The following is a 14,255-nucleotide window of genomic DNA, read 5'->3' as shown; positions in this document are numbered from 1 at the left end:
TCATCTTCTCATTAGTCGAGGAAATAAAATGTTATTTTCCAAATGGATATGTTCAAATGTTAAGGATTCTAACTCCTCTAGTTTTAAATAGGTAAGACGATACGTAGTACATGCATCTTCTGGTGCTTGATAATCGTTAGTTACCGTTCTTAGTTTTTTTAGAAGAGTCCCAGCTGCTTCATGCTCGGATTCTAGATCCGCAATTTGTTGTTTTGCTTGTGCTAAATCGGTTTGTGAACCAGACTGTTCGTATGAAACAATATGAGGGAATACATCACGTTCTTCATCCACTAGATGCGGCTCAAGTTCAGCTTTTAGCATCGAAAATAGTTGATACACATCTTTTAAATGGGCATGACGGTCACCATGAACTCGATAAACTTTCATGACGAACGTATTTAATTCAGCGAGCATTTCATTTGTACGTACATGATAATTTGTAATAATGTAGTCAACAAACGTTTGTAAGGAGGCAGTTTCCCAATTTATTTCTTGTTTTGTAGTAGTAGCAGCATAAAGTTCATTTAATTGTTGTAGAATATCATTTTCATGTAATCCTTTTTCTTGTAGCACCATTCCAATTGGTTGATCACCACCACAACAGAAATCAATTTTATATTGTTTAAACAGCTTGCTTGCAGCTGGAAGTTTTGTTACGATATCACCAGTTTTAGTCGAAGAATTGAAAATTATAGTCATCCTATACAGCTCCTTTTTCTTTGAATAGCTTTAGTATAGTGAAAGAAGAACAATCATACTATGATTTAAATCACAGTTTGAGAAATGTATGAAAAAATAAATTTCAGCTGCCGGAAAAATGGTTAGTTCAGGGGAATGTAAAATCAGATAATGATAGAAAGAAGGTCTTTCCACTAATTAAACGAAATTATAAGGCAAGTCATTATATTTTGATTTTTTAAAAAGTATGTCGATTTTTATGGTATCATATATAACAGTAGATATAGAATAGTGAGTTATAATTACTCTTTCGTTTAGGGGCATTTATACTAGTATCAGTTATCTACTTATATAAAAAGATAATCTGTACGAATGATACAGTAATTGAATAAGGAGGCAGTTTTATGACAGAATCATATGTGTTTTATCAAGGGAAGATTGTAAAAGAAGAAGAAGTAAAAATCGGAATCCGTAGTAAAGCATTTAACTATGGTCTTGGGGTTTTTGAAGGAATCAGAGCTTACTGGGATGATGAAACGGAACAATTGTATGGTTTTCGAATGGAAGATCATTACATAAGATTGCTGCAATCTGCCAAAACGGTAAACTTAGATTTCGGCATGACTGTTGAAGAGTTATGTGCAGGAACAGTCGAACTACTTAAGAAAAATAATTGTAAACAAACAACATATATTCGTCCAATTGTCTACAATGATGCACAAGACATTGGTCCTTCTTTAACAAATCCAGAGCCGCGCATTTTAATCTATACGCAGCCACTAAATAAATACGCAGGTAAAGCAGAACTAAGTGTAGGGGTAACTTCTTGGAAACGAATTGAAGACAATATGTTACCACCTCGTACAAAAGCAACAGCTGCTTATCTAAATTCTGCGCTTGCTGGATTAGAAATTACAAGAGCTGGCTTTGATGAAGCTATTTTCCTTACAAATTCCGGTCATGTATGTGAAGGACCAGGAGAAAATATCTTTATGTATAAAAAGGGTAAGTTGATTACACCACCACCATCTGACAATATTCTTGAAGGTATTACGCGTGAGCTCGTTATGCAACTTGCACAGGAAGATCTAGGTATGGAAGTAGTAGAACGAAGTGTATCTAGAACGGAACTTTATGCAGCTGATGAAGTATTCTTTAGCGGAACTGCTATGGAAGTAACGCCGGTTGTAGAAGTGGATCACCGTGTAGTAGGAACAGGTCATCAAGGCGAAGTATGCGGAAAGATTAAAGAACTATTCTTTGATTTAACGATTGCTAAAAATCCGAAATATGCGCATTACTGTACGCCAGTATATACGAAATAATGGTAATGCAAAAGTGAGTTGATTCAACACAGACGTTGGATCAACTCACTTTTATTATTTATGTATTGGTTTCTTGTTTTCGTCTAAAGTAAATCCTTCACCTAATACATCATGCACATCGCTTACTGCAACAAATGCATGAGGGTCAATGGACGTAATAATGCTTTTTAATTTAAATACTTCATTTTTTGCAACAACGCAATATAAGACATCTCTTTCTAGTTTTGTATAGGTCCCTACGCCTTTTAAAAAGGTAGCACCGCGATCCATTTCGGTTAAAATCTTAGAAGCAATCGCTTCGTTTTTATCTGAAATAATGGTTGCTCCCTTTGCTGCATAGGCACCTTCTTGCATGAAATCAATAACACGTGCACCAACAAAAACAGCTAGAAGCGTATACATTCCTTGCTTGTAGGAAAGATACATAACAATTGAAAGGGAAATGACAACGGCATCAAATAAAAACATCGTTTTTCCCATGCCCCATCCAGCAAATTTATGTGCTAACCGAGCAATGATATCGACCCCGCCGGTCGTTCCACCAAAGCGAAAAATGATACCAAGTCCAACCCCAATAAAGACTCCTGCTAATAAAGCTGCCAGCGTCATATCATTTTGTAATTCTAAATGCAAATGAAAAATGGAGTATCGTTGAAATACCCATAAAAAAACGGATACAGCAACCGTTCCAAGGATTGTATAAATAAACGTAATTCTTCCAAGTAGTTTCCAACCAATAAAAAAGAGAGGTACGTTTAAAATTAAATTTGTATAAGAGGGATCAAGGTGAAATAAAAAATACAGCAATAGTGTAATCCCTGTGAATCCACCTTCCGCTAAATGGTTTTCGATGTTAATATTCACGATACCAAAAGAAAAAATGGCTGCACCAACTATGATAAAAAAGATGTTACGAATATGTATGTTTTGCATAATCTTCCCCCTGATATGTAGTCCAACAATTTATTATAGTGTATCCTTTATTACGAGGCAAATGATGAATTAGCTTATCATTTGTCAAAATGAATGGAATTAGCTAACATGGTAGATAGGATCTAGAGGTGATGAAAATGGAAAATAAATCAATGAAGCAAATGCAAGAAGAAGTCGATGCATACATAGGTCAATTTAAAGAAGGCTATTTTAGTCCTCTAGCGATGACAGCTCGTTTAACAGAGGAGCTAGGGGAGCTAGCGCGGGAAATAAACCATTATTATGGGGAAAAACCGAAGAAAAATACGGAGAAAGAGCGTACAATCGAGGAAGAGCTAGCAGATTTACTATTTGTTGTTATTTGTATGGCAAATAGTCTACATATAGACTTAGCAACGGCACATGATCGTGTTATGGAGAAATTTCGTACGCGGGATAAAGACCGTTGGACACGTAAAGAGGAGGAATAAGAAAATGAATACAATCTCAGTTATTATTGCAGGTCCTAGAGGACGGATGGGCCGTGAAGCGGTGCTTCTTATGGAAAGAACAGCTCATTTTGAACTAGTAGCAGCAGTAGATTATAAAAATGGGGGAAAGCTTATTTCAGATATTGAAGGACTTCCTTCGTTGGATGCACCTATATATGAATCATTAGAGGAATGTTTGCAACATGTTAAGGCAGATGTCGTTCTTGATTTAACAACGCCTGAAGTGGGGAAAAAACATTTACATACAGCACTTGTGAACGGAGTACGCTCCGTAATCGGGACAACTGGCTTTACAGAAAACGAAATTAAAGAGCTTACACAAATCGCAGAAAGCAAAGAAATTGGCGCTATTATTGCCCCTAACTTTGCTATTGGAGCGGTTCTGATGATGAAGTTTGCACAAATGGCAGCAAAATATTTTCAAGATGTAGAAGTAATTGAGCTTCATCATGATCGGAAATTGGATGCGCCTTCAGGAACAGCATTAAAAACAGTAGATTTAATTCGTAAGGAAAGACAGCCAAAAGAGCAAGGACATCCAAATGAGAAAGAGCAAATTCAAGGTGCTCGCGGTGCCAATATCGATGGAATTCATGTTCATAGTGTAAGACTCCCTGGGCTTATTGCTCATCAAGAAGTATTATTTGGAGGAGATGGACAGCTCCTTACCCTTCGTCACGATTCTTATAACCGTGCTTCCTTTATGTCAGGTGTGAAAATTGCAATTGAAACCGTAATGAAAGTCGATACACTTATATACGGATTAGAAAATATCGTAGATTAAGAGGAGAAATGACACATGAAGATTGCTTTAATTGCCCATGACAAAAAGAAACAGGACATGGTGTCTTTTACGACGGCATATACACCAATCCTTTGCGAGCATGAATTATTTGCAACGGGTACGACTGGACTTAAAGTAGCAGAAGCAACCGGGTTATCTGTTACTCGGTTTCAATCTGGACCACTTGGTGGAGACCAACAAATTGGAGCTATGATTGCAGATAAGAATATGGACATGATTATTTTTTTCCGAGATCCTCTAACTGCGCAGCCGCATGAACCAGATGTAAATGCATTGTTGCGATTATGCGATGTATATTCCATTCCACTCGCAACCAATATGGCAAGTGCTGAGTTGTTGATGCATGCACTAGATCGAGGAGATTTAGATTATCGAAAGTTAAAATAAGGAGATCATCATGGGATTAGACATACTAGCATTTGGAGCGCATGCCGATGATGTAGAAATCGGTATGGCAGCGACTATTATTAAATATACAAAACTGGGTTATCAAGTAGGAATTTGTGATTTAACAGAAGCGGATTTATCTTCCAATGGGTCAGTTCCTTTACGTAAACGTGAAGCGCAAAAGGCTGCCGATGTCATGGGTGTAAAGACTAGATTAAATCTTGGATTTCCAGATCGCGGTTTGCAATACAAGGATGAATACATTCAAAAAATAGTAGAAGTCATTCGCACATACAAACCGAAGCTTATTTTTGCCCCTTTTTTAGAGGATCGTCATCCGGATCATGCTTCTTGTGCCAAACTTGTTGAGGAAGCAATGTTTTCTGCTGGTGTTCGGAAGTTTATGCCGCACTTAGAGCATCACCGCGTTCAATCTATGTATTTTTACATGATAAATGGCTTTCATAAGCCGAACTTTTGTGTAGATGTAAGCGAATATATGGATGATAAGGTTCGTGCCTTGCAAGCCTATGAAAGTCAATTTTCAAAAGGCGTTGAGGGAGTGAGTACGCCGTTAACGGATGGTTATACTGAAACTGTCATTGCTCGGGAAAAATTATTTGGCAAAGAAGTCGGAGTGAAATATGCGGAAGGTTTTATGAGTAAAAAGCCTCTTGTTTTGCATAAAGACTTGCTGGGAGGATCATAATGTTGAAAATTGGAATAACATGCTATCCGTCAGTTGGCGGTTCAGGAGTTGTGGGTACCGAGCTCGGAAAGCTGCTTGCAGAGCGTGGCCATGAAATTCATTTCATTACGTCTGGCGTCCCATTTCGACTTAATAAATTTTATCACAATATTTATTTTCATGAAGTGGAAGTAAATCAATATTCCGTTTTTCAATATCCTCCTTATGATTTAGCTTTAGCTAGTAAGATGGCGGAGGTGGCAGAAAGGGAGCATCTTGATCTCCTACATGTTCATTATGCCATTCCACATGCTGTATGTGCTTATTTAGCGAAACAAATGGCAAATACGCCATTGAAAATTGTGACAACGCTTCATGGAACAGATATTACGGTACTCGGTTATGATGCAACCTTAAATAATTTAATACGATTTGGTATTGAGCAGTCGGATTATGTTACAGCAGTATCCCATTCGCTTAGGGAGCAAACAAAGGAACTGATTTCACCTGATAAAGAATTACATACCATTCATAATTTCATAGATGAAAGAGTGTATCATAAAAAGAAAATGTTACATCTGAAAAAAGAATACGGTATACGTGACGATGAAAAGGTATTGATTCATATTTCTAACTTTCGAAAAGTAAAACGATTAGATGATATTATTCGTTCCTTCTCACGTATTCAGCAAAAGGTTCCTGCCAAGCTTCTTCTTGTGGGAGATGGACCTGAGTATTGCGCAATGACATCTCTTGTGAAAGAACTGCATCTAGAGAAAAATGTTTTATTTCTTGGAAAGCAAGACAATGTAGAAGACTTATTATCAATCAGCGATCTAATGCTTTTGCTGTCTGAGAAGGAAAGTTTTGGACTCGTTCTTCTGGAAGCGATGGCATGTGGGGTTCCGTGCGTAGGGACAAATATTGGTGGCATTCCAGAAGTTATTCGGCACGGGGAAACTGGCTTCATCTGTGAACTGGGAGATGTTGAAGATATTAGTCAAAAGTCGCTTCGCATTTTACAAAGTCAATCGTTGCACAAACAGATGTCGCATCGTGCCTTGCAAGTTGTGAAGGAGCAATTTTCTGCAGAATATATCGTTTCTAAGTATGAAGCAATCTATTATGAACTGTTAGGTGAGTTGCATGAAGGAATTTAAGCAAGCAACGGCTATTTTACAACTCTTAAAGGAAAACGGATATGAAGCTTATTTTGTAGGAGGAAGTGTTCGGGATTTATTACTCGGGCGTTCACTTGGAGACATTGATATAGCCACATCGGCGATGCCTGCCGATGTCATGAATCTGTTTCCTCATCACATTCCTGTTGGGCTTGTGCACGGGACAGTTATTGTTTTAGAATCAGGAATACCCTATGAAGTAACGACATTTCGAGTAGAGGAAGGGTACGATGATTTTCGACATCCGAAAGAGGTGAAATTCGTCCGCTCTCTTCAGGAAGATTTGAAGCGAAGAGACTTTACGATGAATGCCATTGCCATGACAGAGGATGGAGTTTTAATTGATCCATATGGTGGCCAGAAGGCGATTGCTGAAAAACGAATTGTAACAGTAGGGAACCCGCACGAACGGTTTAGGGAAGATGCTCTTCGTATTATGCGAGGGGCTAGGTTTGTGAGCACGCTTGGTTTTACTTTACAGGAAGAAACGAAGCAAGCGATGATAGAAAATATGGAACATCTTTCCCATATTGCAATTGAACGGATAGCAGTAGAATTTGAAAAATTACTACTCGGAGAATTCGTTACGATGGCAATTCCTATTTTAATCGAGGTAAACATGCAACGGTATTTACCGGGGCTTGAGGACAAGCGGGAGAAGTTAGCTTGTTTAACGACTTATGATTGGTCGAAGATTGATTATGATGTGGAAGCATGGACATTGGTGCTCTTTACTTTAGAAATCGAAAATGAAATCAATATGTTAAAAAATTGGAAATTACCCGGTAAAAAAATGAAACGGATTCATACGATGCTAATTTATTTGCGAACACGAATGGAAAAGCAATGGGATGAAGTGATGCTGTATCATGCGGGGGAAGAAATCGCAAGGATGGTAGAAAAACTATTTCGTATTTTGTCACCCCAAGCTTCTTTTCAGGATATTTCATCTATGCTTCGAGCATTACCTATTCACAATCGGGCAGAGCTTGCTATATCGGGACATGATTTACTTACTTGGAGCAAGCAGCAAGCAGGTCCGTGGGTTGCAAATATATTAGATGAAGTAGAAAAAGCAGTCATAAATAAAGACATTACAAATACGAAGGATGATATTAAGGAGTGGCTCATCTCATGCAAACTTCTATAAGAAAGCAGCTTTTGGAAATTTTTTCAGAAGCAGATGGAAAGTTTGTTTCCGGACAGACGATTAGTGAACAGCTTGGATGTTCACGAACTGCTGTGTGGAAACATATGGAAGATTTACGGTCAGAAGGTTATGAGCTTGAGGCGATTCGTCGCCTTGGGTACCGTATTGCCAGCAAGCCTGATAAAGTAACAGAAAATGAAGTTCATTTAGGGTTACAAACGAACTATATTGGTCGAAATGTTCATTTTGAAGAAACCGTCTCATCTACACAAAAAGTTGCTGCCCGCCTTGTGTATGAAGGAGCACCTGAAGGAACTGTTGTCGTTGCAGAAGAACAAACCGAAGGGCGAGGTAGATTGCAACGCAAATGGTTTGCTCCAAAAGGGACGGGAGTTTGGATGAGCATCATTTTACGTCCTGATATTCCAATGCAACAAGCTCCTCAGCTTACTTTGCTTGCCGCTGTAAGTGTTGCACAGGCAATCGAATTATATACAGGGGTAGAAGTAGGGATTAAATGGCCAAATGATATTTTAATTAAGGGAAAAAAGGTTGTTGGTATTTTAACTGAAATGCAAGCTGAAATAGATAAAATCCAAGCTATAATTATTGGGATTGGAATTAATGTAAACCAGAAAAAAGAACATTTTGCACCTGAAATTCAGCATATTGCTACCTCACTTGCTATCGAAAAAGGAAGCGATATCAATCGTGCTGGATTAATGCAAGCTATATTTGCGCAAATGGAAAAATTGTACGGAGAATATTTACAACATGGGTTTTCATTTATTAAAGTGCTTTGGGAAAGCTATGCTATAAGCATTGGAAAAGAAATTAAGGCGATAACAATGAATGAAACGTACGTTGGTATTGCTAAAGGTATTCGGGACGATGGTGTCCTTATTTTAGAAGATTACGACGGTAACATTCATTATATCCCTTCTGCTGATATTGAAATCTAGTAGTTCTGTATAGAATTTGGTATAATGTTGTGCATGGGCAGTATCAACAGGAACTGCACCCTTTCAACTTATAGCGGATTCTGCCTGGATCCAAACGGACTGGGACAGAGGGATGAAACCGACAGATAATCCTTCTTCCTTATGGACAGAAGGATTTTTTTATGTCCTTCCCCTTCCTTATTCGAAACCGAGGAGGAAATTGATGAAAACTTCAAAAGACTTTATTGAAATGAAGCGTCAAAGTGAACCAATTGTAATGGTAACAGCATATGATTATCCATCTGCGAAATTAACGGAGCAAGCAAATGTTGATATGATTCTGGTTGGGGATTCTTTAGGAATGGTTGTGCTTGGTTATGATTCAACAATTCCTGTAACTGTTGAGGATATGATTCATCATACAAAAGCGGTCAAACGCGGCGCAACCAATACGTTTATTGTTACAGATATGCCATTTATGTCCTATCATGTTTCGAAAGAAGATACAATGAAGAACGCGATGCGGATTGTGCAAGAAGGTGGTGCACATGCTCTTAAAATTGAAGGTGCAGACGAAGTTCTTGACGTAGTAGGGCAATTAACCCATGCAGGAGTACCAGTAGTTGCGCACCTTGGTTTAACGCCGCAATCCGTTAATGTATTAGGTGGATATAAAGTTCAAGGTAAGGATGCTGAAAGTGCCCGTAAGCTGATTGATGATGCCCGTCTTTGTGAGGAAGCAGGCGCGATTGCAATCGTGCTTGAATGTGTACCAAAGCAGCTGGCATTAGAAATTTCATCTGCTCTTACCATTCCTACAATTGGAATTGGAGCTGGTAACGGAGTAGATGGACAAGTTCTCGTTTATCATGATTTAATTACGTACGGTGTTGGACGAGTTCCTAAATTTGTGAAAGCCTATGTTTCTGTTCAGGATGAAATTGTTCGTGGGATTACGCAATATACAAACGAAGTGAAACAACGTCAATTTCCAGAAGATAAACATTCATTTACTATGAAAGAAGAAGAACTACAAGCTCTTTATGGAGGGAATTTATCGTGCAAGTAATTACAACTATTGAAACAATGCAGAAAACTGCACTTTCTTTACGTGCAGAAGGAAAAACAATTGGATTTGTACCTACCATGGGTTATTTGCATGAGGGACATCAAGCATTGTTAAAACGTGCTAGACAAGAAAATGATATTGTTATTCTTAGTGTTTTTGTGAATCCTTTACAATTTGGGCCGAATGAAGACTTTGACACGTATCCACGCGATAAAGAACGAGATGAACAAGTAGCACGGAATGCAAATGTTGATTACGTTTTTTATCCAAGTGTAAATGAAATGTATCCAGAACCGCTATCAACGAGCATAACGGTAACTGCACGCACAAATGTATTATGTGGTAGAAAACGCCCTGGCCATTTTGACGGGGTTGCAACCGTTTTAATTAAGCTATTTCATATTACAATGCCTCACAATGCATATTTCGGTTTAAAGGATGCACAGCAGGTTGCGGTGATAAGAGGATTTGTGGCGGATTATAATATTCCTGTTACGATTAATCCAGTTGATATTGTAAGAGAAGAAGATGGTCTTGCAAAAAGCTCACGAAATACTTTTCTTTCAAGTGAGGAAAGAAAGGATGCACCCCATCTAAATAAAAGCTTACAACTAGCCAAAAAAGCAATTGATGAGGGAGAACGGTCTCCGCAAGCAATTATTTCTCTTATTTCTAAATATCTACAAGATCATACCCAAGGGGAAATCGATTATGTTGAACTTTACGCATACCCGTCCTTGACTGAAGTCGAAACGATACAAGGATCGATGCTGATTGCAATTGCCGTTAAGTTTCCTCATGCAAGATTAATCGATAACATTACATTCACAATCTAGGAGGATTATATATGCTTCGCACTGTTATGAGAGCAAAGTTACACCGTGCAACCGTTACGGAAGCAAACTTGAATTATGTAGGAAGTATTACGATAGATGAAGATCTTATGGACGCTGTAGGAATTGTTGAAAATGAAAAGGTGCAAATCGTAGACAACAATAACGGATCACGTCTGGAAACGTACGTAATTAAAGGAGAACGAGGAAGCGGAGTTATGTGTTTAAACGGAGCTGCAGCAAGACTCGTTCAACCTGGCGATAAGATTATTGTCATTTGCTATGGCATGGTAAATGAAGTAGAACTACAAACCCATCAGCCTAAAATTGCGGTGTTAGACGAAAATAATAATATAGAGCAAATGCTTGGCTATGAGCCTGCAAGTACTATTTTATAATTGATGTGAAAAGAGGGTAACCAAAAAGGAAAATCTTTTTGTGTTGCCCTTTTTTCTAGTACTCTTAATGCGAAGGTAAAACGTGGTATAGTAAACACAGGGAGAACGAGGTTTGTTCATTTAGTAGGTAAGAGAGGTGTAGACTATGAACAGATATGTTGTCGTCGACTTGGAAACGACGGGAAATTCCCCTAAAAACGGTAATGATAAAATTACTCAATTTGCGGCGGTTGTCATTGAGGATGGAAAAGTTTGCGAAGTGTATTCTACGTTTGTCAATCCTCAAAAATCAATTCCACCATTCATAACAGAGCTAACAGGAATAGATGATGAAATGGTGCAAAATGCTCCGCTTTTTTATGATATTGTTCCAACTATCCAAAGATTATTAGCAAATGCTACCTTTGTCGCTCACAATGTTCATTTTGATTGGGGATTTTTACAAGAAGAAATGATATTGGCCGGATATCCACCCTTCACATGTTCGATTATGGATACGGTCGAGCTTGCTAGGTTTTTACTTCCTACTTCCGATAGCTATAAGCTGGGCGATTTAGCAAAATCATTTGAACTTTCCCATGATCATCCACATCGTGCCGATAGTGATGCCCTTGTAACTGCTCATTTATTTTTAAAATTACTGGATATTATGAGTGGTTTTCCGCTAGTGACCTTGCAATCCTTGTATGAATTAAGTCGGTACTTTAAAAGCGACAGCGGGGAAGTCATCGCTTTATTGGTGATGAAGAAGATGGAACATAATGAACCAAGTGAAGGCTTCGATATTTTTCATAATATTGCTCTTCGTAAAAAATCGTATGCAGTTTCATTTCAGGAAGAACAAACACCTATGTCATTTACGAATTATGAAAAACATATAGATGAACATCTGCAACATTCGATGGATAACTATGATAGACGTGATGGACAAAGATTGATGATGAAGGAAGTATATCATGCATTTATACATAGCAATATTTCATTCATTGAAGCAGGAACGGGTACTGGGAAGACACTTGCCTATTTACTTCCTAGCATATTTTATGCGAAAGAAGCGGAAAAACCTGTTGTGATAAGTACACATACTGTGCAGCTGCAGCAGCAAATTATTGAAAAAGAGATACCGTTTCTAAAGAATATAGTACCCTTTCCATTTGAAGTAGCTTTAATCAAGGGGAGAAAGCATTATCTATGCTTACATAAGTTTGAGCATGCCTTGCAAGAAGAAGATGCAAACTACGACAGTGTATTAACAAAAGCAAAAATACTTGTTTGGCTTTTGCAAACGGAAACAGGAGATGTAGATGAGTTAAATTTGCCATCGGGTGGGAAGATGCTGTGGCAACGTATTTGTAGCGATCGAAACAGTCCTACCGGTAAACGAAATGTTTGGAATTCTCGTTGCTTTTATGAATATGCTAGGAATCGTGTCTTTTTTGCCGATATCATTATTACAAACCATGCTATGCTCCTGCAGGATAGTACAAATGAGGAGCCCTTATTATCTCAGTATGAATACGTAGTGTTGGATGAAGCACATCATATAGAAGAAGTAGCTAGCCATGCATTAGGAGAGCAATTTTCTTGTATGTCGTTTCAATTGCTTTTGTCACGGCTTGGAACATTAGATACAGATGGAACTATTCGGCGTGTATACGATACGATGAGTCCTCAGCAAAGTACTGTATTTAGTAAACTTGATGAAATGTTACGTACGGCAAAATTTGAATCAGATGAACTGTTCCGCATGCTGCGCGGGTTTATTTTAGATCGAAATAAAAGGAGAAACGTGAATCAAAATGTCAAGCTTCAATACAAATACGTATTGAAACGGGAAAAAGGGAAACTATGGAGTGCAATTGTAGAATCCACTTATCGGCTTGATTCATTATTACGCCGTGTTCAAGAGATCTTTGAATCATTGCGTCACACATTACAAACAGAATTTGAAGGTTTTGTAATTGGGGAGGAATTTGCAAGTTTAGCCGATTCCTTACATGCTATGCATCTGACTCTTACATCACTGCTAGTACAGGAGCAGGTTGACGGAGTTACTTGGATGGAAGCAGAAACGAAGGGGTCTCTTCATTCTACGATGCTGTATAAACAACCAACTGATGTAAGCACCATGCTAGCCGAGACTTTTTTTTCAAAACGAAAAAGCGTCGTGTTAACATCAGCTACTTTAACTGTTAATGGAACATTTGATTATGTGAAGCAAGCACTAGGTCTCACAAAATTTCCAACATCAACTTTACATGTATCCTCACCATTTCAATATGACAAACAAGTGACCATGATGATTCCTACGACTGTGCCAAATATTAAGACTGTATCGGAACAGGAGTATGTAGAACAAATTTCAGAGCATATTGTATTAATTGCAAAAGCAATGCGGGGACGTATGCTTGTATTATTTACATCCTATGACATGCTACGACAGACATATATGATTGTGAAGGAAAATGCTGTTTTGGAAGAATATGCACTGCTTGCTCAAGGCATAAATGGGATGAGCCGGATGCGGATGACAAAGAATTTTCAGCAATTTGATAAGGCTATTTTGTTTGGCACAAGTAGTTTTTGGGAAGGTATTGATATACCTGGAGAAGCACTGAGTTGTCTTGTAATCGTTCGTCTTCCATTTGCTCCTCCTGACTCACCTATTATGGCTGCAAAGGCAAAGAAGCTTACAGAAGAAGGAAAAAACGCTTTCCAAGATCTTTCCTTACCTCAAGCAATTCTTCGCTTTAAACAAGGATTCGGGAGATTGATTCGAACGAAGGATGACAGAGGTATATGTTTCGTGTTAGATCGCCGCATTACAACTACCTATTATGGAAAACGATTTATCACATCGATTCCAAAAGTTCCTATTTATGAAGAACCCATTGAAGATTTAGTAAAGAAATTGTCATCATTTAAATAGCCTGTAACTGTTTACAGGCTATTTATGTGGGTTGGAGGCTATTTTGTTATTTGTAACTGATTCTGCATGAATGTCAATTGATTTGATGGAACGGGAATACGTCATATTAAAAAATAAAAACGTAGAACCGGCCACTTTATGCCTAAACCTTTAATAGATGAAAATCTCCTGCTATAATAGGTGAGGGTAGAAGCAGGTGTTGTAGAGAATGTACCTTTATTGTAACCGTATGACGAACTAATATGATTAGAAATTTTTGTAACGGGGGAGTTTTCATGGATAAGAAGACTGAAGTGTTGGCAACGACTCGCATGCAATACTCAAGTGATTTGTATAAGAGCGTTGATAGTTTGAACCGCACTTTGAAGGAAAAGGATTTAAAGTTCGGCTTAGCTCTAGACGATAACGAGACAAATACGGCAATATTTACTATTTATAGATCGTAGT

Annotated in this window: 15 protein-coding genes; 13 read left to right on the top strand and 2 right to left on the bottom strand. The window is 38.1% G+C overall.

All coding sequences use genetic code 11. The annotated features are described in order from the left end of the window. A complete protein-coding gene (gene ric, locus ACAN53_RS07220; protein WP_379968494.1) occupies positions 1-699 on the bottom strand; it encodes an iron-sulfur cluster repair di-iron protein in 699 nt (232 codons plus the stop codon). Positions 700-1,082: 383 nt separating this feature from the next. Between ric and ACAN53_RS07215 the strand changes: the two genes are divergently transcribed. Continuing rightward, positions 1,083-2,003 carry a branched-chain amino acid transaminase gene (locus ACAN53_RS07215; protein ID WP_379968492.1) on the top strand — a complete coding sequence of 307 codons (921 nt, stop codon included), beginning with the start codon at positions 1,083-1,085 and terminating at the stop codon, positions 2,001-2,003. Between the two features lie 54 nt (positions 2,004-2,057). Here ACAN53_RS07215 and ACAN53_RS07210 read toward each other — a convergent pair whose 3' ends face one another. Further along, complete coding sequence (locus ACAN53_RS07210; protein ID WP_379968490.1) at positions 2,058-2,936, bottom strand: YitT family protein; 879 nt, start codon at positions 2,934-2,936, stop codon at positions 2,058-2,060. Positions 2,937-3,073: 137 nt separating this feature from the next. Between ACAN53_RS07210 and ACAN53_RS07205 the strand changes: the two genes are divergently transcribed. The 12 genes from ACAN53_RS07205 (at position 3,074) to ACAN53_RS07150 (ending at position 14,254) form a co-directional block, all read left to right on the top strand. Beyond that, positions 3,074-3,406, top strand: coding sequence for a nucleotide pyrophosphohydrolase (locus tag ACAN53_RS07205; protein WP_379968488.1), 333 nt, complete (start codon positions 3,074-3,076; stop codon positions 3,404-3,406). 4 nt (positions 3,407-3,410) lie between these two features. Then, positions 3,411-4,211, top strand: a complete 801-nt coding sequence (dapB, locus tag ACAN53_RS07200) for a 4-hydroxy-tetrahydrodipicolinate reductase (protein ID WP_379968486.1) — start codon at positions 3,411-3,413, stop codon at positions 4,209-4,211. 15 nt (positions 4,212-4,226) lie between these two features. Continuing rightward, positions 4,227-4,619: a methylglyoxal synthase gene (gene mgsA / locus ACAN53_RS07195; protein WP_379968484.1), complete on the top strand. Its 393-nt coding sequence runs from the start codon at positions 4,227-4,229 to the stop codon at positions 4,617-4,619. Between the two features lie 7 nt (positions 4,620-4,626). Continuing rightward, the gene (gene bshB1 / locus ACAN53_RS07190; protein ID WP_379970275.1) at positions 4,627-5,328 is read left to right on the top strand and encodes a bacillithiol biosynthesis deacetylase BshB1; all 702 of its coding nucleotides are present in this window, start codon (positions 4,627-4,629) and stop codon (positions 5,326-5,328) included. After that, positions 5,325-6,467 (top strand): N-acetyl-alpha-D-glucosaminyl L-malate synthase BshA, encoded by a 1,143-nt coding sequence (gene bshA / locus ACAN53_RS07185; RefSeq protein WP_379970274.1) that lies wholly within the window; start codon positions 5,325-5,327, stop codon positions 6,465-6,467. The genes bshB1 and bshA overlap by 4 nt, the downstream gene beginning before the upstream one ends. Continuing rightward, positions 6,454-7,638, top strand: coding sequence for a CCA tRNA nucleotidyltransferase (locus tag ACAN53_RS07180; protein WP_379968482.1), 1,185 nt, complete (start codon positions 6,454-6,456; stop codon positions 7,636-7,638). The genes bshA and ACAN53_RS07180 overlap by 14 nt, the downstream gene beginning before the upstream one ends. Further along, the gene (locus ACAN53_RS07175) at positions 7,623-8,600 is read left to right on the top strand and encodes a biotin--[acetyl-CoA-carboxylase] ligase (RefSeq protein ID WP_379968480.1); all 978 of its coding nucleotides are present in this window, start codon (positions 7,623-7,625) and stop codon (positions 8,598-8,600) included. Before ACAN53_RS07180 ends, ACAN53_RS07175 begins: the two co-directional genes overlap by 16 nt. 202 nt (positions 8,601-8,802) lie before the next feature. Continuing rightward, positions 8,803-9,648, top strand: a complete 846-nt coding sequence (panB, locus tag ACAN53_RS07170) for a 3-methyl-2-oxobutanoate hydroxymethyltransferase (RefSeq protein ID WP_379968479.1) — start codon at positions 8,803-8,805, stop codon at positions 9,646-9,648. Continuing rightward, positions 9,639-10,484 (top strand): pantoate--beta-alanine ligase, encoded by an 846-nt coding sequence (gene panC, locus ACAN53_RS07165; RefSeq protein ID WP_379968477.1) that lies wholly within the window; start codon positions 9,639-9,641, stop codon positions 10,482-10,484. Before panB ends, panC begins: the two co-directional genes overlap by 10 nt. A gap of 11 nt (positions 10,485-10,495) precedes the next feature. Next, on the top strand, positions 10,496-10,879 hold the full coding sequence (panD, locus tag ACAN53_RS07160) for an aspartate 1-decarboxylase (protein ID WP_379968475.1): 384 nt from the start codon (positions 10,496-10,498) through the stop codon (positions 10,877-10,879). A gap of 145 nt (positions 10,880-11,024) precedes the next feature. Next, complete coding sequence (gene dinG / locus ACAN53_RS07155; protein WP_379968473.1) at positions 11,025-13,808, top strand: ATP-dependent DNA helicase DinG; 2,784 nt, start codon at positions 11,025-11,027, stop codon at positions 13,806-13,808. 275 nt (positions 13,809-14,083) lie between these two features. Continuing rightward, positions 14,084-14,254 carry a DUF4264 family protein gene (locus tag ACAN53_RS07150; protein WP_379968471.1) on the top strand — a complete coding sequence of 57 codons (171 nt, stop codon included), beginning with the start codon at positions 14,084-14,086 and terminating at the stop codon, positions 14,252-14,254. The last annotated feature ends 1 nt before the right edge of the window (position 14,255 follow it).

The sequence above is a fragment of the Ectobacillus soli genome (assembly GCF_042610425.1).
In the GTDB taxonomy this organism is placed as follows: domain Bacteria; phylum Bacillota; class Bacilli; order Bacillales; family Bacillaceae_G; genus Ectobacillus.
This window is presented reverse-complemented; position numbering and strand designations above follow the sequence as displayed.